The organism is Insulibacter thermoxylanivorax (assembly GCF_015472005.1).
In the GTDB taxonomy this organism is placed as follows: Bacteria; Bacillota; Bacilli; order Paenibacillales; family DA-C8; genus Insulibacter; species Insulibacter thermoxylanivorax.
The window spans coordinates 235,582-253,998 of record NZ_BMAQ01000005.1; the positions used below are offsets into that span (position 1 = coordinate 235,582).

Here is an 18,417-nt window from a genome sequence, read left to right on the forward strand (position 1 = left end):
AATTACATTTTTTCGAAATGGAGGTCAAGCTGTATGACGAAGACGAAGAGAAGTCTCACACTCCTATTGAGCCTGCTCATGGTGCTGAGCTTCGTGCTAGCCGCTTGCTCAGGAGGAAGCAGCAACAACGCAGCTCCAACGAATACGCAAGGGGGGAATCAGCAGCAAGGCTCGAACAATCAGGGAGCGGATCCTAAACCGGAGCCGCCGACAGAATTCACCATCATGCTGCCGCTTAATACCGCAGACCAGCCGACGGATGTGATTAAGAAAGAGCTGGAGAAATTGACGAATACGAAGCTGACGTATAACTTCTTCCCGGCGGATACCTATGAGGAGAAACTGAGCTCTTCCTTCGCAACGGGTTCCTTCCCGGAAGTCGTCTACATGAAGAACCAGGCGACCTTCATCCAGATGAGGGAAGCGATCCGCGACGGGCAGTTCTGGGAGATCGGACCATACCTCCCCGAGTTTGAGAACTTGAGCAAACTGAAGGAACAAGTTCTCAAGAACACGATGGTTGACGGCAAGCTGTATTCCCTGTATATCGGCCGTCCGCTGGCACGGCAAGGAATGATCTACCGCAAGGACTGGGCAGATCGGCTCGGCTTGGATGCGCCGAAGAATGTCGACGAATTCTTCGAGATGCTGCGGGCGTTCACGGAAGACGATCCCGACAATGACGGCGTGGACAACACCTTCGGTCTGACGGACCGCAACGACCTCGTCTACGGTGCCTTTGACACGGTGGCTTCCTGGTTCGGCGTGCCGACGAACTGGGGTGAGAAGGATGGGCAGCTGTTGCCGAAGTTCATGTTCGATGAATATATCGAGGTTATGGACTTCTTCCGCAAGATCCGCAGCGCGGGTTATATGAACCAAGACTTCGCTGCGACGAGTAAGACAGACCAAGTCAACCTGCTGACCAGCGGCAGATACGGTGTCTATGTCGGGTCGCTTCAGGACGTCAACAGCTTGCAGAGAGATCTTGAGAAGAACGATCCGAATGCGGTCCTGTGGACGCATGCGCTGATCGAAGGTCCGAACGGCAATATCTCGACTTGGGCGATCCCGGGTTATAACAATGTCGTTCTGTTCCCGAAGAGCTCGATCAAGGATGAGGATCAGCTGAGACAGATCCTGGCGTTCTTCGACAAGATGATGACGCCGGAGGTTGCGAACCTCATGTACTGGGGTATCGAAGGCGTTCACTACACCGTGGTTGACGGCAAAGCCAGACCTGTTGAGGACAGCGATCTGATCAACCGCGATGTCAAGGGATATAAGGACAGTGTCATCGGTGAACCGGAAACCAACGGCATGATGGAAGCTTATCATGAGCTGGAAGCGAGAATCCATGCTGAGAAGCTCATCTTGGAGAACGAGAAATATGCCATCCATGACCCGACCGCTCCTCTGGACTCCAAGACTTATGCGGAGAAAGGGTTGGAGCTCGACGAGATCATCAAGAATGCCACTTATCAATACATCTACGAGCAGATCGACCTTGATGGCTTCCAGGCAGCGATCGATCAGTGGTTGAGCCGCGGCGGACAGGACATCATCGACGAATATAACGAGGCTTATCGAGCAGCAAGATAACATGCTGGGAGAGGGCTGTTGAATCGCTCAACAGCCCTTCCCATTAAATGAACTTTATACAGAAAGGAAGAACGGGTATGCAGCAAGCTTCGGTCCAACCGCAACAGACCATTCCCAGGCCGCAGAGTGAAGTATGGCGGCGGATGAAACGCAACAAGCTGCTGTATTTGATGATCTTGCCAGGCATGCTGTATTTCATCATCTTCAAATACTTGCCGATGTTCGGCTTGATCATCTCTTTCCAAGACTTTAAACCTTACAAAGGATTCATATACAGCGAATGGGTGGGTTTGAAGCATTTCGAGAGGCTGTTTACAGAACCGGAATTCCTCATGATCTTGAAGAACACCTTAGTGTTGTTCGGCCTGAATCTGTTCATCTATTTCCCAATTCCGATCATCCTCTCTCTGATGTTAAATGAGATTCGCATCTCTGCTTTTAAACGCACCGTGCAGACGCTCATCTATATCCCGCACTTCATGTCGTGGGTCATCATCGTCTCGATCAGCTACGTCATGCTGACGATGGACGGCGGGATCATCAACCAGCTGCTGGTTCACTTCGGACATGAGAAGATCAATTTCCTGCTCAGCCCCGAATGGTTCCGGCCGATGTATATCATCCAAGTGATCTGGCGCGAAGCCGGCTGGGGGACGATCATCTATCTCGCGGCGATTGCCGCTGTTGATCCGGAGCTCTACGAAGCGGCGCGGATGGACGGTGCCGGAAGGTTCCGCCAGATGTGGCATATCACGCTGCCGTCGATTCGCGGCGTGATCGTCACCCTCTTGATCCTGAAGATCGGGGATATCCTGGAGCTTGGCTTCGAACACGTCTACCTGCTGCTCAATTCGATGAACCGCAATGTTGCCGAGATCATCGATACGTACGTCTATACCGCTGCTCTCAAGCAAGGACAGTACAGCTATAGTACAGCCATCGGTTTCTTCAAATCCTTTGTCGGTCTCATCATGGTGATGATCGCCAACAAGCTGGCCAGGAAGTTTGGCGAAGAGGGCGTCTACTAATACACGAAGGAGGAAAGAGAAATGGTAGAAGACAGATCGCTGCAAGGTAGAATCTTCTCGATCATCAACTATTTTCTGCTGTCGGTCATCGCATTGCTGTGCTTAGTGCCATTCCTTCATGTATTGGCAGGCTCCTTTACAACGAATGCCGAACTGGCCGCAAAACCCTTCATCATCATCCCGGAAGTGTGGAGTCTAGATGCCTACAAGTTCGTCTTCTCGACGAATACGATTACGCGGGCGATGCTGATCTCGATTGGCGTGACTTTGATCGGTACATTGTTCAGCATGTTCTTCACTTCTTTGACGGCTTACGGCCTTGCGAGAAGGGACCTTGACGGCCGCCGGATACTGATGTTCCTCGTGGTCTTCACGATGCTGTTCCAAGGCGGGATGATCCCGACCTTCTTGATCGTGAAGGAACTGGGCTTGATCAACAAATATGCAGCGCTGATCATCCCCAGCACGATCAATGCCTTCAATATGATCATCTTGAGGAACTTCTTCCAGAACATCCCCGATGGACTGGAAGAATCGGCGAAGATCGACGGCTGCAATGACTTCGGCATCCTATTTAGGATCGTGCTGCCCCTGTCGCTGCCGGCGCTGGCTACGATCTCTCTCTTCTACGCGGTTACGTATTGGAATACGTACTTGAGTGCGATTCTCTATATCGACAGCAGTGAGAAATGGCCGATTCAAGTATGGCTCAGACAGATCGTTGTTCTGGCGAGCGGCTTGGACGGCTCGACGAATGAAGATGTTCCGCCGCCTGACCAAGCGGTGAAGATGGCGGTTATCATCGTCGCTACGATTCCGATTATGCTCGTCTATCCGTTCTTGCAGAAGCACTTTGCAAAAGGTGCATTGCTTGGTTCTATCAAGGGTTAAGAGAGATAATCTATGCGGGAGGAATGCCGGATGCAGAGGACACCGATTGAATGGGCAATATTCGCATGCGACAGCATGATGGCTCGCTACCGAGCCCCTGAACTTCCGCCGGCCCATCGATGGCATTACCATCAGGGAGTCTTCTTATGCGGGATGGAGATGTTGTGGGAAACCGTGCTGGAGGAACGTTACGATACGTATATCAGGGAATATGTGGATGCATTAGTTGATGAGAATGGGAATCTGTATTTTGCCAGGGATGAATTGGATGCGATCCAAGCGGGGCTCCTGCTCTTCCGACTGGATGCATCATCATCCGATCAGCGTTACCGGATTGCGGCTGCAAAGCTCAGAAGCTTATTTGACACGCTGAATCGAACTTCTGAGGGAGGCTTCTGGCATAAAGATAAATACCCTTATAATATGTGGCTTGACGGCCTGTACATGGGCGGCGTGTTCGCCCTGAAGTACGCCAATCAATACGGCGAGGTGCAGCTGAGAGACATGGTGCTGCACCAAGAGAAGCTGATGAGGAAACACATGAAGGATGAAAGGACCGGACTGCTCTATCATGCTTGGGATGAGAGCCGGCGCATGCCTTGGGCGGATCCTGAGACCGGCTGCTCGCCGGAGTTCTGGGGCCGTTCCCTCGGCTGGTACGGCCTGGCGCTGTCCCAGTTCATCGATCTGCTGCCGGAGGATCATGCAGGGCGCGCAGAGTTGATCCAGGTTCAAAGGGATTTCCTCACGGCATTGGTTCGTTATCAAGATGAGAGAAGCGGCCTGTGGTATCAGGTCGTGGATAAGGGAGATCACAGCGACAATTGGCTCGAAACGTCGTGTTCGGCGCTCTTCGTCTACGCGATCGCACGGGCCGTGAAGCAGGGCATTGTCGGCGATGAATTCCGCCGCGTCGCGGAAAGGGGATATGAAGGCTTGACGAACCGCATGCGGACCGATGATGAGGGACGCTTCGTCATGCCGGATATCTGCATCGGCACCTCGGCGGGGGATTACACCAATTATGTCACCCGTCCGACCAGCGAGAACGATCTGCACGGTGTCGGCGCCTTCGTCATGGCATGTGTTGCCATGCATGACCTGAATGCTTAGGAAGCGGTTGATCGTGATTCAGATCGGGCATGCTAACGTGGGTACCGTCATGTCGATACATGATTACTAACGGAGGTGCACCGATGATGAATCACACGATGACGATGAACAAGCCGGCACAGACGTCTGAGAAGAAGCTGGAGGGCAAAGTAGCGATCATCACCGGCGCCGGTTCCGGCATCGGCAGAGCTGCTGCGAAGAAATTAGCGGAGCACGGCGCCAAGATCTGCCTTATGGATCTAAAGGATGAGCGCACGGAAGAGGCCGCCTCCGAGATCGTGGCTGTCGGCGGCGAGGCGATCGCTGCGGACGTGGATATCTCGGATCCGGACCGCGTGGCCCTCGGGGTGGAAGCTGTGCTCGATACCTGGGGGAAGATCGATATCGTCTTCGCCAATGCGGGCATCAACGGCCGCATCGCACCGATCGAAGAGCTGACGCCGGAGGACTGGGATCAGACGCTGAACACGAATCTCAAGGGAACCTTCCTCGTCGTCAAGTATGCGATCCCTCACATGAAAGAGAACGGGGGCAGCATCATCATCACAAGCTCGATTAACGGCAGCCGCAAATTCCACAGTTTTGGGATGAGCGCCTACAGCAGTTCCAAAGCGGGGCAGGTTGCCTTTGCAAAGATGGCCGCCCTGGAGCTGGCCCGGTACCGCATCCGGGTGAATGTCATCTGCCCGGGAGCGATCGAGACGAATATCGATGAGAATACCTTCCAGTCTCCGGAAGTCAAGGAGATCCAGATCCCGGTGAAGTATCCGGAAGGCAGCCAGCCCTTAGAACACGGTCCGGGCAAGCCGGAGCAGGTGGCAGATCTCGTGTTGTTCCTGGCTTCGGAGGATTCCAGCCATATCACGGGGACGGAAGTCTATATCGATGGTGCGGAGTCATTGTTGTAATGGATAGAGGAAACCTTTGGACCGCCGTTTGTCGTTCAAAGGTTTCCTTTTTTGTCAATTTTTCGACACTTGATCATGGCAGCCAGCTTGATATATGGGACAGCGTTGACAATTCTCACAATAGCGGGTATGTTAGGAATAGGAACAACTGCATATGGGTTCAACCACTAGGGGAGCCGTTAGAACGGCTGAGAGAAGGATAGTGCTCCTGATACCCTTATAACCTGATCTGGGTGATGCCAGCGTAGGAAAGTGGTGCTCGACTTGAAGTCTGCTGTCGCGCCGCTCCTAGTTGGAGCGGCTTTTTTGATGGCATGTACCATCTTACCCCCATGCTCTGCAGACGGCAATGATGGAGATGACTAGGGAAGGAGGGGATGGGTTGAGCTTGCAGGAGGATCATCTGCAGCAGCATCGCAAGCAGGAAGAAGCGGTTGAAGAACGCTATTCGCGGCAGATTTTATTCGCCCCGATCGGCCGTGCGGGTCAGGAGCGCCTTGCGCAAAGCCGCGTGCTGATCGTCGGCATGGGGGCCCTCGGCACGGTTTTAGCCAACCATCTCGTGCGTGCGGGAACGGGGTTCGTTCGCATCACGGACCGCGACTATGTGGAGTTCAGCAATCTCCAGCGGCAGATGCTGTTCGATGAGGAGGATGCGCGTGAAGCCCTGCCGAAGGCGGAAGCGGCTGCCAGGAAGCTCGTGCGGATCAACTCAAGCGTAACCATCGAACCGGTGATCACCGATGTGACGGCGCGGAATATCGAAGAGCTGGCCGCCGATGTCGATCTCATCCTTGACGGCACGGATAATTTTCAGACGAGGTACCTGATGAACGACTACGCCTTCCGTGCGAAGATCCCGTATGTTTACGGCGGAGTGGTCAGCTCGCGCGGCATGTCAGCGGCCTTCATACCGGGGCGGACGCCTTGTTTTCGCTGTTTGCTGCCGGAGGACGGAAGCGCCGGCGGCGAAACCTGCGATACCGTGGGCGTGCTGTCCCCCGTCGTCGATATCGTTGCTTCCTATCAGTCGGCAGAGGCGCTGAAGATCTTAACGGGCAATCTGGATGCCGTGCGCAGGAGTCTCTTCACCTTCGATGTCTGGCACAATCGCTTCTATGAGCTGAAGTTTCCTGCGCCCAGCAAGTCTTGCCCGACCTGCGCCAAGGGGGAATATCCGGCGCTCGATCTTCGCCGGGCTGCAGAGGTGACAACGATGTGCGGCCGTGATTCCGTGCAGATCACCGGCGGCCAAGCTTTGGACCTTAAGGTTTGGCAGGAGCGGCTGAGCCGCGTCGGCAAGGTGACAGCGAATCCCTACCTGATGCGGGTGCAGCTGCCGGAAGGAGAACGGTTAACCCTGTTCCCCGACGGGCGTGTACTCGTGCAAGGGACGAGCGAACCGGCGCGGGCGAGAACGCTGTATGCTCGTTATATCGGAATGTGAGTTAAGGCGCAGCGATGAGTCTGAGATGCACATGGGCATGCAGGGATCAGATAGCAGAGGTCGGATTGCAGGACTGGAAGTGTCAGCAAGGACCTGTGAACAAGAGAGGAGGAATGGGAATGCGGGAGTTTCGCTTGTATGCGATCACCGGCGAGGAATACCATCCCGGCCGCAGTATGTTGGAGGTGATGGAGGAAGCGATCAAGGGCGGCGCCGACATCGTCCAGCTGCGGGACAAGAAGGGGACGAAGCGGGAGATCCTGGAGAAGGCTTATGCCCTGCGCGAGCTCACAGCTCGGTACAACGTCACCTTCATCGTGAATGATCATATCGACATCGCCTTGGCCTGCGAGGCGGACGGCGTGCATCTGGGGCAGGATGATCTGCCGCTCAGCGAAGCCCGTAAGCTCATGGGCAAGCGGATCATCGGCATCTCCACCCACCGCATCGAGGAAGCGCGGGCGGCGGAGGCGGAGGGGGCGGATTATATCGGGGTTGGCCCGATCTTCCCGACCAAGACCAAGGAACATGCCAAGCCGGTGACGACGGAGTACATCAAACAGGTGGAGCGGGAGATCAAGATCCCCTATGTGGCGATCGGCGGCATCAAGCTGCACAACGTGGACGACGTGCTGGCGGCAGGTGCAAGGCGCATCTGTGCAGTGAGCGAGATCGTCGGAAGCCCGGATCCAGCGGAGACCTGCCGGGCCTTTATCCGTAAGATCGAAGCATACACGGGAGGGGATAAGCAGTGAGATTAACGGTGAACGGTGAGCTCCGAGAGGTTCAAGCCGGCACTGTGGAGAGCATGGTGAAGGAGCTCGGTCTCGATAACAAGTTGATCGTCGTGGAGATCGACGGACAGATCGTTGAGAAGCAGGATTGGTCCGACGTTGCACTGCGTGAAGGAATGAAAGTCGAGATTGTGCACTTTGTGGGAGGCGGTTGAGTCATGATAGCTGATGATGCATTGGTCATAGCGGGCAAGAAGTTACAATCGCGATTCTTCCTGGGGACGGGCCTTTTTCCAAATCCTTACGTGCAGCAAGAAGCGATCAAGGCCTCCGGGGCGGAGGTGCTGACCTTCGCAATCCGCCGCGTGAATCTGGATGCCGTTGAGGATGACTCAATCCTGCAGCATCTGGAGCGGGAGAACTTCCAGTTCCTCCCCAACACCTCCGGCGCGAAGACGGCGGAGGAGGCCGTGCGCATCGCCCGTCTCGCTAGAGCCTCGGGACTGAGCAATTGGGTCAAGGTGGAGATCTGCGCCGATGAGAAGACACTGCTGCCCGACCCTGTTGAGACGCTGCGGGCGACGGAGATCCTGGTCAAGGAGGGGTTCGTCGTCCTGCCTTACACCTCCGATGATCCGATGCTCTGCAAACGGCTGGAGGAGGCAGGCGCGGCGGCGGTGATGCCGGGAGGAGCGCCGATCGGCACCGGTCTTGGGATCCTGAATCCTTACAATATCGGCCTCATCGTCGAACAGGCGAAGGTGCCGATCATCGTCGATGCGGGACTCGGCTCAGCCCAGGATGTCGCGCAAGCGATGGAACTCGGCGTCAGCGGCATCCTGATGAATACGCCGGTGGCGCGCGCTAAGGACCCCGTGATGATGGCCAGAGCGATGAAACTGGCGATCGAGGCGGGGAGATTGGCCTATCTCGCCGGCCGCATCCCGAAGCGCCGGTATGCTTCGGCCAGCAGCGGCTTAGAACAGTTCATATCCAGATTGTAGGTGAACAGCATGGGGGAACGTGTCATCATCATGGGGGGAGGCGTTATCGGCCTGTCCTGTGCATTTGAGGCATTAATGAAGGGGTACAAGGTCACCGTGGTAGAAGCGCGGACCTGCGGCGGGCAAGCCTCCGGCGCCGCAGCGGGGATGCTCGCCCCCTTCTCGGAGAACACGGCCTTTCCCGATGATTTCTTCCGCTTATGCCGCGAGAGCCTGCGCTTGTACCCGGAGTGGCAGCAGGCGGTGAAGGACATGAGCGGGGAGGACTTTGAATACACGAACAGCGGCAGTCTGTATGCGGTCTATCACGAGGCGGATCTGAGCGCGCTTAAGCAGCGGCAGTTATGGCAGAACGAATTCGGGGCGCAGGCGGAGATCGTGGAGGGTGGACAGCTTCGCCGTCTCGAGCCCGAGCTGAGCCCGGAGGTGATCGCCGCCTTGTACATTCCCGTTGAATCCCACGTGCATGCTCCGGATTATGTGAAGGCGCTGGAGCGGGCCTGCCGGAGGCTTGGCGCCGAGATTTATGAGCAGGCAGGACATGCCAAGCCGGAGCTTACGCCGCAGGGAATACGCGTGATCAGCGAGCACGGCGAGATCTATGAAGGAGACCGGCTGATCGTGTGCACCGGCGCATGGAGCAAGATGTGGGAAGCGCAGTTTGGCATCGCGATTCCGGTCTTCCCGATCCGCGGCCAGATCTGTGCCTATGACACGGCGCCGCAGCGGGTGCGCCATATGGTGTTCACCAGCCAGGGCTATCTCGTCTCCAAACGCCATGGGCAGCTGGTATGCGGTGCTTCTGAGGATCTGGCCGGCTTCGACACATCGGTGACCGAGAAGGGGATCGCTCGCCTGCTTACCTGGAACGATAAGGTGTTCCCCTTCGTCAGTGCGCTCGAGCCCGTCTTGAAATGGGCGGGACTGCGCCCGGCGACGCAGGACGGCTATCCGCTGATCGGGGAACTGCCCCAAGACCGCCGGGTCATCATCGCCTGCGGTCACTATCGCAACGGCATCCTGCTGAGCCCGGTGACGGCGAAGATCGTCGGCGGGCTGCTGACGGGACAGGCTTCCCGCCTGTCGTTGGCCGCCTTCGCGCCGGAGAGGTTCAGCAGCGGATTGCAGTATATGAAGGAGGCTTAAATCCATGGAGAAGATCGCGAAGGCGCTGACCATCGCCGGTTCTGACAGCGGCGGCGGCGCCGGTATTCAGGCGGATCTGAAGACGTTCCAGGAGCGGAATGTCTTCGGCATGTCGGTGATCACGGCGATCACCGCACAGAACACCCTGGGCGTGCAGGGGGTGTATCCTCAATCGGCAGCCTGCATCGCCGCTCAGATCGATTCTGTGCTTTCGGATCTCGGCGCTGATGCGGTGAAGACGGGGATGCTGTTCTCCGCGGAGATCATTCGCCTCATCGCGGAGAAGATTCGCCGCTACAAGGTTGAACGGCTGGTTGTCGATCCGGTGATGTATGCCAAGGGGGGGCGCCGCTCTCCTGCAGGAGGAGGCGATGGAAGCCCTGCAGCAAGATCTGCTGCCGCTGGCGTATATGATCACGCCGAATATTCCGGAAGCCTGCCGCCTGCTTGGCATCGATCAGATCCGGAATGAAGCGGAGATGCAAGAGGCAGCCAAGCGGCTGCATGAACTCGGCCCCGCATACATCCTGCTTAAGGGCGGGCATATGCAGGGGGAGCGTTCCGTCGATATCCTCTATGACGGGCGGAACATGGAACTGCTGGAAGCGCCGCGCATCGATACGCCGCATACGCACGGCACCGGCTGCACCTTATCAGCGGCGATCACGGCGGAACTGGCCAAGGGCCGCTCCGCTTTGGAAGCAGCGGCTGCAGGGAAGGAATACATTACAGCGGCGATCCGGCATGCTCTGGCCATCGGCGGGGGCATCGGGCCGACGAATCATGCTGCTTATCGTCTTTATAATAACTAATTGGACGATCATGCAATAACATAATTGGATATTCGGACGATCAAGAACGGATCAGAAGAAACGGACACACGATGAAACCCGGCCGCGGCGGACGGGATCAACGGTGTCCGTTTCTTGCTTGAGCTTGGCATATCTCATACAGTGATAGAGTACGAACTTGCACGGTATTATTCGATCAAATGCTTATATGCTCATACGGTCGTCTTCGTGTAATTGGTCAAGATCGGCAGCACGCGTTCATCGCGGACCATATAGGACTGGCAGAGCGGGCAGGCGGGATTATCCGCAGCGAAAGTGAAGTTGTCGCGCATCCAGCCGTTGCAATCCTCATTGGTGCATGCCCAGATCTCCGTCACCGCCTCCGGCACCGGTTCTTCCACTTTACGGAACAATGCAGTCATCTCCTTCCTATCCTTCCTCTATTATGTGAACAGAGCCGTCATCCTATGCATATTCGTGGAAATATCGACTATGTTTCGTTACAATATAAAGTAGTAACCGTGAGTTTGATCACATGAATATAGATTCTTCAATTCCATATTTGGCAGGAGGTTAACCATGAAGTTATTGTCGATTGAACCGACACCAAGTCCGCATACGATGAAGTTAAATATCGATGAATCTTTGCCGCCCGGGAGAAAACATACCTACCTCAAGGAAAACTTAGAGCATGCTCCCGAACCGATCCGCAGCATCCTGAGCATTGAAGGGGTGAAGAGCGTCTTCCACACCGCTGATTTTCTGGCGGTGGACCGCATGCCCAAGGGAGACTGGCGGGCCATCCTCGAGCAGATCGCTGAACTGCTCGGCGGGGATAAGTCGCAGGTGAGCTTCGCTGAAGCGGATAGCGGCGGATACGGGGAGGCACAGGTATATGTCCAATACTTCCGCAATATCCCGCTGCAAGTCCGCGTGCGCAGCGGCGGAGAAGAAGTCAGATTGGCCACGCCCGACAGATTCAATGACGCCGTGATGAAGGTGACCGAATCCTCTCCGACTTTGCTTAAGGAGCGGAAACTGGTGGATAAGGGCATCCGTTATGGGGATCTGCAGGAGATTGCAGAGCAGATGATAGCGGAGATTGATGCTACTTACTCCGATGAAGAGCTGGCACGGCTGGCTGAGCTCGCTGCTAAACAGGGCGAGCACGCAGAGCAGGAATATTCCCTTCAGGAGCTGAGCAGGGAGGAGATCGCCGAGCTGTTCGCATCGAACGATTGGCGGAAGCGTTATGCAGCCCTTGAACATATGAAGCCGACGGAAGAAGATCTGCCGCTGATCGCGAAGGCGCTCGAAGATGAGCACGGCTCGATCCGCCGATTGGCCGTCGTCTATCTGGGGGATATCGGCGGCAAACAAGTCCTGCCCTATCTGTATCAGGCGCTGAAGGACCGCTCCGTGCAGGTGCGCCGAACGGCAGGGGATACGCTGAATGATATCGGGGATACCGATGCACTGCAGCCGATGAGCGAAGCGCTTCGCGATCCGAATAAACTGGTGCGCTGGCGGGCAGCCCGGTTCCTCTATGAATTCGGCGATGAGAGCGTGCTCGATGCGCTGCGTGCTGCCGAGGATGATGAAGAGTTTGAGGTCAGCCTGCAGGTGAAGATGGCCATCGAACGCATCACCAGCGGCGAGGAAGCGGCGGGATCCGTCTGGCAGCAGATGGCGCGCAGCAGAGGGAAGCAGTAATCAAGGGAACAGAGGTGTGACCCATATTGACTACGATTGCGATCATCGGCGGCGGCATCACCGGACTCAGTGCCGCCTTCGCTTTGCAGCAGAGGATTCGAGCGGGGCAGCTTGATGCCCGATTGGAACTGATCGAGGCCGCACCGGTTCTCGGAGGCAAGATCCATACCTTGCGGGACAAGGGATTCATCATGGAGACAGGGGCGGATTCCATCGTCAGCCGCAAGTTTCATTCCCAGCCGCTGCTTGAGAAGCTTGGGCTTGGCGGCGAACTGGTGTACAATGCCACCGGCCGCTCCTTCTTGTTCATCGACGGGAAGCTTAAACCCATTCCTGAGGATACGGTGTTTGGCATCCCGCTCAGCGTCGAATCCCTTAGCGAGAGTGAGCTGATCTCAGAACAGGGCAAGGAAGAGGCGCTGAGGGACCTCACCACGCCGAACGACGGTCGGTTCACCAAGGAGGATTCCCTCGGTGCATTCCTCAGGTACTTCCTTGGCGAAGAGATCGTCGCAAGGCAGATCGCTCCGGTGCTCTCCGGAGTCTATTCCGGCCGTTTGGATGACTTGACGATCGCCTCCACCATGCCTTATCTGCTCGATTACAAAGAGGAGTACGGCAGCATCATCCGCGGTCTGGAAGCGAATAAGCACAGATTCCAAAACACCGGCGGCGGTAAATTCCTGTCCTTCGAAGGCGGCCTGTCCCGGCTGCCCGAGCGGATCGCGGAACAGCTTGAGGATGTGACCATCCGCTTAGGGACAAGAGCCCTTCGCCTTGCGAAGGCGGAGGAGGGATGGACGATCGAGCTGAGCGGCGGGCAGACCATACGCGCCGACTTTGTGATCCTGGCGGTCCTTCATACCCACGCGCAGCAGATCCTGCAGGATACTGAGCTCAACGAGCTGTTCGGGCAGCTGCAAACCCATTCCTTGATCAGCGTGTATCTCGGCTATGATCTGGAGGATGATGTGCTGCCCGCAGACGGCACCGGCTTCATCACCGCCGGGGAGGATGAGCTGACCTGCAGCGCCTGTACGTGGACCAGCCGCAAGTGGTCTCATACTTCACGGCATCATAAGCTTCTCCTCCGGCTGTTCTACAAGAGCTCTCAGCCCGTCTATGAACGGCTGGCCAAGATGAGCGAAGCCGAGCTCTTATCCGTTGCCAAGCGGGATGTCGAGCGTTCCATCGGCATCGCAGCACAGCCGGTGATCCATGCGGTAACGAGATGGCATGAAGCAATGCCCGTCTATCATATTCGCCATCAGGAACTCGTGACCGGGCTGGAACAGGAATTGAAGGAACGCTATCCCGGTGTTCTCATCGCCGGTTGTTCCTACTACGGGGTAGGGATCCCCGATTGCATGCAGAGCGGCGAGCAGGCCGCTGAACGGATCATAGAGAGCATCAGCGGCAAGGTTTAAGGCTTCGGCCCACAGCCTTGCCCAACGTTTCATGTAACACCCCTCGATTGCCTTCATGGTGATCGGGGGGTGTTTTGCGGTGAGGGGAAGATTCACATCCCGATGGGCGGCGACATATCGTATACCACAGCGGTGAAAGAGGTGGTGAATGGGTTGCCGATTCAAGCAGTGCTGCAAGGTGCCGGTCTGATCTCGGGTCTTGTCCGCATCGATCTGAGCGACGGGGGAAGATGCGCGGTGTGCACCATCATGCTTGGTTCCCTTACGAGTGATCCCTGCCCGTGCACAGCGGATCAGCTTCTGTTTAACGTATTGAATTACCAGACGGGGAAGAAGCAGATCCAGCTGCAGCATGCCGAGTACGTGCCCAGGGGCGGCACCGTCCAGCGAGCGTCTTGGCAGCTGCAGGAGGATGTGGAGTTTGCTTACGGGAGATTCGATTATGCCTTGGTCTGCTCCGATGAGGGCCGGCCGCTCATGCCGGGGGATCTGCTCATCGTCCGCCTCTGTACGAACCCAGGGGGATTAAGATTCGGCTACGAGTGTTTCATGGATGCCCCTGCCTCCACCTTCAACGGTTTCCAAACAGCACTGGTCATCAAATATCCGGGGTACAGGCAGATGCTGGCCGGCGGGCAGTTTGAACCGGACTTCTAAGCCGCAGTCCATATGCAGCCGATCGCGGTTGATTGTGAATGGGGATGTTTGCTCACTTGCTATATGAGAACGTTTGTTCGTATAATAAACAAGTGAGGTGAAGTCTTCATGGCCGATTTCGATGCAGAAGCCCATGTGTATGATTATATTGTCTATGTCTATCTGATCAAGGCGCTGGATCGGGACCGCAAGGTGCTCAGGCAGCTGAAGCTGGCCCGCGCTTGGGAAGGGCTGGCGGAAGCGCTGCTAACCCGCCTGGTGGCAGAGCTTACCGACCATAGGCGCCGCATGGCAAGGCACGGCTTGCGCATCGTGCTCGAGGAGATCGTCCCCGGCAACAACGTTCATGTCATGTATACCTATCGCCGCTATGAATATCATTGCTATATGCTTCCCTATGTATTAAAATCCCGCTGCGAAGACAAAATATTACAGTTAATACAAGATATGCACCTGGCGGAAGGATAGATTTCTGATCATCCATCGCAACTCTGCATGATTATTTGCGTATAACTATGCGAATAGGATTCTAAGGATTAGTTCTCATATTAGATGTGGAGGTATTACATACATGAACTGGAAGCGCACGGTGCTGTTGTCGCTTGTGCTGGCAGCAGTTGGTACAGCGGCAGTGTACGCAGATGATATCTACGAGACGATCAAGGCAAAGAAAGTCAGCGTATCCGTCAACGGTCAATCCCTGAAAGAACAGGGTCTGCAAGTCAACAGCAAGGTCTATGTCCCGCTTAATGAGATGGCGGACACGGTGCAAGCGATGATTGAGTACGACGGCGATCAGGTTGCGATCTACAAGCCGAATGTTCATATGGCATTGTTCTCTGTGGTGAAGGACCGCATCACGACCCCCTTCGGCAACGTGACGAAGGGCGGCGAATATAACTTCGCGATTTTCACACAGGTGGACAATCTGCAGAAGGAAGTCAAGAACCTCAAGTTCGAGATCTTCGATCCCCATGGCAAGTCCGTGTACAATGCCATATTTCCGCTCAGCCTAAAGGATAATTTCTGGCATTTTACTCCGACGATTACACTGAAGTTCAACCAGACGGGAGAATACAAGATCAGAGCTTATATGCAGCTGTCAGTACAAGGCGGTTACCATCTCGTCTCGGAGAAGATCATCCAATCGCTGGAGAAGTAATCCGCGGTTAAGCTGTCTCATCGACCTCTGTGAGACAGCTTTTTTGTGTGCAATGCGGGGAAATTCCTGCTTATAGTCGGAATTGTCTGGTTTTGAAGAAAATATTTGCTTCAGCCCATGAAAAAATGATACGATACACGAGAGAAGTAAAATGAATGATGAAATGAGGGTTTACGATGAGTGAGCATGAACATCAACATGAACATGATGAACACGAAGATATTGTTGTAACGATGACTGATGAAGAGGGCAATGAACGGGAGATGCTGCTGGCATTTACATTCGATGTAGATGAGCAGATCTACGCCGTGCTTCTGGACTACCATGATCCGGAAGAGGAAGGCGTCATCATGCGCCTCGAAGAGGAAGAAGGAGATACCGTTCTTGTTAACATAGAGGATGATGAAGAGTGGGAACGCGTGGTCGCTGTCTACAATGAGTTAGCTGAACAAGAGCAGTTCTAATTCATCCCTGTGTCATTCGCGCACAAAGCACAAAACCGAGAACCCGGCGGCGCCGTGGATTCTCGGTTTTGCTGCTTATACGGCGGCGTTCCCGCTGATGGTTCATCGATTTCAGACATTGCCGGCGGAACAGCGGCCGCAACGCTTACTTGCGCGTATTAAAGTACATCGTGCGGCCGTTAAACATGGTGACTTGGGCCTTGAGCCGGCGCCCGATGTACCGGCACAGCTCGTTGGCTTTCGCTTTATCCCCGTGTGTAGCGCCGTCGGGAAGGACGACTTGAATATAGGCGATCGCTTGCTCCGGCTCCATTTCCTGCTTCGTACCGATGCCGATGAAGATGGCGCGATAATCCGCATGTTTCCCCCGCAAATAGAGCCATTCATGCTCTCCGTCCCTTCTCGTCTCGATCTCGTAGGGGAAGGCCATCTCCGCATAGTTCCAATCCAGCTGCTGGCCGGTAAGCGCCGTTTGGCTGCGATACCTTTCCAGCACTTGCACCACATCATCAAGGGTGATGCTGTCGTGATCGGAACCTTGCACCAATTCGATATATGCGCTTTGACCCATCTCTACACCTGCCCGTCTCGTCATATTTCCATTATATATGATAGCATCGAAGAAAGCGTTTTACAATGAAGAAGACGGTTTGATGCTGCTATGGACAAGCTGCGGATTAGAAGATCGGAGCCTTCTCTATGATGACCTTCACGTTCTGGATCGTCTTGTCCTCCGGCCCTTGGATGGGCAGCCCCACTTCCAGATGCTCCATGATGTAATCGATATTCTCCTGGGTGATGATCTCTCCAGGCAGAAGAACCGGAATCCCCGGCGGGTAGATCATGATGAATTCTGCGATGATGCGTCCTGCTGCCTGCTTAAGCGGCACCACTTCAGTGTCGGCATAGAAAGCATCCCGCGGCGAGAGCGACAACTGCGGGATCTCTGGTACGCGCACTTTAACGGGATTGGCTGTGCTCTGCTGCGCATGCATTGCCGACAGTTCGCGCAGCGCATCGACCAGCCGCTGCACCGACTGCTCATCATCCCCGGCGGTGATCAGACAGAGGAGGTTATACATATCGCTTAGCTCTACCTCGATGTTATGTGCCTCCCTGAGCCAGCCTTCTGCCTCATATCCGGTGATGCCGAGCTCAGCGACATGGATCGTCAGCTTCGTCGGGTCGTAGTCATAGGTAGCTTCATTGCCGCGAATCTCGTCGCCGAAGCAGTACAACCCCGGTATGGCATTGATCTCCTGACGCGCATAACGGGCGAGGCGCAGGGCGTGTTCGACCATCTGTCTGCCGTTCAGCGCCAGATGCCTGCGGGCCGTATCCAGCGATGCCAGCAGGAGATAAGAGGTCGACGTCGTTGTCAGCATGCTGATGATCGCTTGCACGCGCTTCGGATCGACGCGCCCCTCCCGCAGATTGAGGATGGAGCTCTGGGTCAGCGAGCCTCCCAGCTTGTGCACGCTGGTCGCGGCCATATCTGCACCTGCCTGCATCGCCGAGAGGGGCAGCGCTTCGTGAAAATGGATATGAACGCCGTGCGCTTCATCGACCAGCACGGGAACATCGTAACTATGAGCGAGGTCGACGATCTCCTTCAGGTTGGCGCAGATGCCGAAGTAAGTCGGATTGATCACGAGCAGCCCCTTGGCATCGGGATGCATCTCCAGCGCTTTGCGCACGGCGCGCGTCGTGATGCCGTGAGCGATGCCCAGACGGTGATCCATCTCCGGATAGATGAAGATCGGCTTCGCGCCGGCCAGGATGATGGCCGTCATGACCGATTTGTGCACATTGCGCGGCACGATGATCTTATCCCCGGGGGAGCAGACGGACAAGATCATCGTCATGATCGCCCCGCTGGTGCCCTGTACGGAGAAGTAGGTATGGTCGGCGCCGAAGGCCTCCGCTGCCAGGCGCTGTGCTTCCATAATCACACCTGTTGGTTGATGAAGGTCATCCAGCGGAGCGATGTTGATCAGATCGATGGACAGCGCATTCGAGCCGATGAAATCCCTGAACTCGGGATCCATCCCGACCCCTTTCTTATGCCCAGGGATGTGGAATTGAACTGGATTGCGCTCCGCGTGCTGCCGCAGAGCTGTGAACAACGGTGTGCGATTCTGATCCATCTGTCAGCCGTCCCTTCCTTGTGAACGTTCGTTAGTATGATGACAGATTTCATGAAACATCTCATGATATATGTCATAGGATAAACAAGCAAGAGTATACAAAAAGTTAGATATGGATTCAATAGCCTTTGTTAAAAATGGATATAAAACCATCCCTTTGGAGAAACTAACCCCTTACGAATC

The 18,417-nt window shown here is 55.5% G+C and carries 19 protein-coding genes, 1 pseudogene and 1 riboswitch; of the genes and pseudogenes, 17 read left to right on the forward strand and 3 right to left on the reverse strand.

Annotated features, from left to right (window positions below; genetic code table 11):
• Positions 1 to 33: 33 nt before the first annotated feature.
• The 11 genes and pseudogenes from PRECH8_RS04110 (at position 34) to thiD (ending at position 10,685) form a co-directional block, all read left to right on the forward strand.
• Entirely contained in the window at positions 34 to 1,602 is a 1,569-nt protein-coding gene (locus tag PRECH8_RS04110) for an extracellular solute-binding protein (protein WP_200965804.1), read from the forward strand.
• Between the two features lie 77 nt (positions 1,603 to 1,679).
• A complete protein-coding gene (locus tag PRECH8_RS04115) occupies positions 1,680 to 2,630 on the forward strand; it encodes an ABC transporter permease (RefSeq protein ID WP_200965866.1) in 951 nt (316 codons plus the stop codon).
• Between the two features lie 21 nt (positions 2,631 to 2,651).
• Positions 2,652 to 3,521: a carbohydrate ABC transporter permease gene (locus PRECH8_RS04120; protein WP_200965805.1), complete on the forward strand. Its 870-nt coding sequence runs from the start codon at positions 2,652 to 2,654 to the stop codon at positions 3,519 to 3,521.
• 30 nt (positions 3,522 to 3,551) lie between these two features.
• Positions 3,552 to 4,634 (forward strand): glycoside hydrolase family 88/105 protein, encoded by a 1,083-nt coding sequence (locus tag PRECH8_RS04125; protein WP_242457427.1) that lies wholly within the window; start codon positions 3,552 to 3,554, stop codon positions 4,632 to 4,634.
• A gap of 86 nt (positions 4,635 to 4,720) precedes the next feature.
• Positions 4,721 to 5,542, forward strand: a complete 822-nt coding sequence (locus tag PRECH8_RS04130; protein WP_242457428.1) for an SDR family oxidoreductase — start codon at positions 4,721 to 4,723, stop codon at positions 5,540 to 5,542.
• Between the two features lie 159 nt (positions 5,543 to 5,701).
• A riboswitch (TPP riboswitch) is annotated at positions 5,702 to 5,810 on the forward strand.
• A 114-nt stretch (positions 5,811 to 5,924) separates the two neighbouring features.
• Positions 5,925 to 6,989, forward strand: coding sequence for a ThiF family adenylyltransferase (locus PRECH8_RS04135; RefSeq protein WP_242457429.1), 1,065 nt, complete (start codon positions 5,925 to 5,927; stop codon positions 6,987 to 6,989).
• Positions 6,990 to 7,108: 119 nt separating this feature from the next.
• Complete coding sequence (thiE, locus tag PRECH8_RS04140) at positions 7,109 to 7,744, forward strand: thiamine phosphate synthase (RefSeq protein WP_200965807.1); 636 nt, start codon at positions 7,109 to 7,111, stop codon at positions 7,742 to 7,744.
• Positions 7,741 to 7,938 carry a sulfur carrier protein ThiS gene (gene thiS / locus PRECH8_RS04145; protein ID WP_200965808.1) on the forward strand — a complete coding sequence of 66 codons (198 nt, stop codon included), beginning with the start codon at positions 7,741 to 7,743 and terminating at the stop codon, positions 7,936 to 7,938. Before thiE ends, thiS begins: the two co-directional genes overlap by 4 nt.
• A 3-nt stretch (positions 7,939 to 7,941) precedes the next feature.
• Positions 7,942 to 8,727, forward strand: a complete 786-nt coding sequence (locus PRECH8_RS04150) for a thiazole synthase (RefSeq protein ID WP_200965809.1) — start codon at positions 7,942 to 7,944, stop codon at positions 8,725 to 8,727.
• A 9-nt stretch (positions 8,728 to 8,736) separates the two neighbouring features.
• Positions 8,737 to 9,873, forward strand: a complete 1,137-nt coding sequence (gene thiO / locus PRECH8_RS04155; RefSeq protein ID WP_200965810.1) for a glycine oxidase ThiO — start codon at positions 8,737 to 8,739, stop codon at positions 9,871 to 9,873.
• Positions 9,874 to 9,877: 4 nt separating this feature from the next.
• Positions 9,878 to 10,685: pseudogene (thiD, locus tag PRECH8_RS04160) on the forward strand (bifunctional hydroxymethylpyrimidine kinase/phosphomethylpyrimidine kinase).
• A 191-nt stretch (positions 10,686 to 10,876) separates the two neighbouring features.
• On the opposite strand, the gene PRECH8_RS04165 reads toward thiD, so the two are convergent.
• On the reverse strand, positions 10,877 to 11,086 hold the full coding sequence (locus PRECH8_RS04165; RefSeq protein ID WP_200965811.1) for a cold-shock protein: 210 nt from the start codon (positions 11,084 to 11,086) through the stop codon (positions 10,877 to 10,879).
• Between the two features lie 157 nt (positions 11,087 to 11,243).
• Between PRECH8_RS04165 and PRECH8_RS04170 the strand changes: the two genes are divergently transcribed.
• The 6 genes from PRECH8_RS04170 to PRECH8_RS04195 all read left to right on the forward strand — a co-directional run bounded on the left by PRECH8_RS04170 (position 11,244) and on the right by PRECH8_RS04195 (position 16,087).
• Positions 11,244 to 12,377 (forward strand): conserved virulence factor C family protein, encoded by a 1,134-nt coding sequence (locus tag PRECH8_RS04170; RefSeq protein WP_200965812.1) that lies wholly within the window; start codon positions 11,244 to 11,246, stop codon positions 12,375 to 12,377.
• A gap of 26 nt (positions 12,378 to 12,403) precedes the next feature.
• Positions 12,404 to 13,804, forward strand: a complete 1,401-nt coding sequence (gene hemG / locus PRECH8_RS04175) for a protoporphyrinogen oxidase (protein ID WP_200965813.1) — start codon at positions 12,404 to 12,406, stop codon at positions 13,802 to 13,804.
• 153 nt (positions 13,805 to 13,957) lie between these two features.
• Complete coding sequence (locus PRECH8_RS04180) at positions 13,958 to 14,461, forward strand: hypothetical protein (RefSeq protein ID WP_200965814.1); 504 nt, start codon at positions 13,958 to 13,960, stop codon at positions 14,459 to 14,461.
• Positions 14,462 to 14,569: 108 nt separating this feature from the next.
• Positions 14,570 to 14,929: a YhjD family protein gene (locus PRECH8_RS04185; protein WP_200965815.1), complete on the forward strand. Its 360-nt coding sequence runs from the start codon at positions 14,570 to 14,572 to the stop codon at positions 14,927 to 14,929.
• Between the two features lie 103 nt (positions 14,930 to 15,032).
• Positions 15,033 to 15,623: a hypothetical protein gene (locus tag PRECH8_RS04190; protein WP_200965817.1), complete on the forward strand. Its 591-nt coding sequence runs from the start codon at positions 15,033 to 15,035 to the stop codon at positions 15,621 to 15,623.
• A gap of 176 nt (positions 15,624 to 15,799) precedes the next feature.
• Positions 15,800 to 16,087 (forward strand): DUF1292 domain-containing protein, encoded by a 288-nt coding sequence (locus PRECH8_RS04195; protein WP_200965818.1) that lies wholly within the window; start codon positions 15,800 to 15,802, stop codon positions 16,085 to 16,087.
• Positions 16,088 to 16,232: 145 nt separating this feature from the next.
• On the opposite strand, the gene PRECH8_RS04200 is transcribed toward PRECH8_RS04195, so the two are convergent.
• Both PRECH8_RS04200 and PRECH8_RS04205 read right to left on the reverse strand, forming a co-directional pair.
• On the reverse strand, positions 16,233 to 16,658 hold the full coding sequence (locus tag PRECH8_RS04200; protein ID WP_200965820.1) for a DUF1885 family protein: 426 nt from the start codon (positions 16,656 to 16,658) through the stop codon (positions 16,233 to 16,235).
• Positions 16,659 to 16,764: 106 nt separating this feature from the next.
• Complete coding sequence (locus tag PRECH8_RS04205; RefSeq protein WP_200965822.1) at positions 16,765 to 18,234, reverse strand: aminotransferase class I/II-fold pyridoxal phosphate-dependent enzyme; 1,470 nt, start codon at positions 18,232 to 18,234, stop codon at positions 16,765 to 16,767.
• Positions 18,235 to 18,417 lie beyond the last annotated feature (183 nt).

What these genes read in the sequence shown, in the direction of transcription:
- PRECH8_RS04125 (WP_242457427.1), top strand. Translation starts at nt 3,552, where the DNA reads ATGCAGAGGACACCGATTGAATGGGCAATATTCGCATGCGACAGCATG.
- PRECH8_RS04120 (WP_200965805.1), top strand. Translation starts at nt 2,652, where the DNA reads ATGGTAGAAGACAGATCGCTGCAAGGTAGAATCTTCTCGATCATCAAC.
- PRECH8_RS04170 (WP_200965812.1), top strand. Translation starts at nt 11,244, where the DNA reads ATGAAGTTATTGTCGATTGAACCGACACCAAGTCCGCATACGATGAAG.
- PRECH8_RS04195 (WP_200965818.1), top strand. Translation starts at nt 15,800, where the DNA reads ATGAGTGAGCATGAACATCAACATGAACATGATGAACACGAAGATATT.
- thiE (WP_200965807.1), top strand. Translation starts at nt 7,109, where the DNA reads ATGCGGGAGTTTCGCTTGTATGCGATCACCGGCGAGGAATACCATCCC.
- PRECH8_RS04200 (WP_200965820.1), bottom strand. Translation starts at nt 16,658, where the DNA reads ATGGGTCAAAGCGCATATATCGAATTGGTGCAAGGTTCCGATCACGAC.
- PRECH8_RS04130 (WP_242457428.1), top strand. Translation starts at nt 4,721, where the DNA reads ATGAATCACACGATGACGATGAACAAGCCGGCACAGACGTCTGAGAAG.
- PRECH8_RS04205 (WP_200965822.1), bottom strand. Translation starts at nt 18,234, where the DNA reads ATGGATCAGAATCGCACACCGTTGTTCACAGCTCTGCGGCAGCACGCG.
- PRECH8_RS04110 (WP_200965804.1), top strand. Translation starts at nt 34, where the DNA reads ATGACGAAGACGAAGAGAAGTCTCACACTCCTATTGAGCCTGCTCATG.
- PRECH8_RS04185 (WP_200965815.1), top strand. Translation starts at nt 14,570, where the DNA reads ATGGCCGATTTCGATGCAGAAGCCCATGTGTATGATTATATTGTCTAT.
- thiO (WP_200965810.1), top strand. Translation starts at nt 8,737, where the DNA reads ATGGGGGAACGTGTCATCATCATGGGGGGAGGCGTTATCGGCCTGTCC.
- PRECH8_RS04115 (WP_200965866.1), top strand. Translation starts at nt 1,680, where the DNA reads ATGCAGCAAGCTTCGGTCCAACCGCAACAGACCATTCCCAGGCCGCAG.
- PRECH8_RS04165 (WP_200965811.1), bottom strand. Translation starts at nt 11,086, where the DNA reads ATGACTGCATTGTTCCGTAAAGTGGAAGAACCGGTGCCGGAGGCGGTG.
- PRECH8_RS04150 (WP_200965809.1), top strand. Translation starts at nt 7,942, where the DNA reads ATGATAGCTGATGATGCATTGGTCATAGCGGGCAAGAAGTTACAATCG.
- PRECH8_RS04190 (WP_200965817.1), top strand. Translation starts at nt 15,033, where the DNA reads ATGAACTGGAAGCGCACGGTGCTGTTGTCGCTTGTGCTGGCAGCAGTT.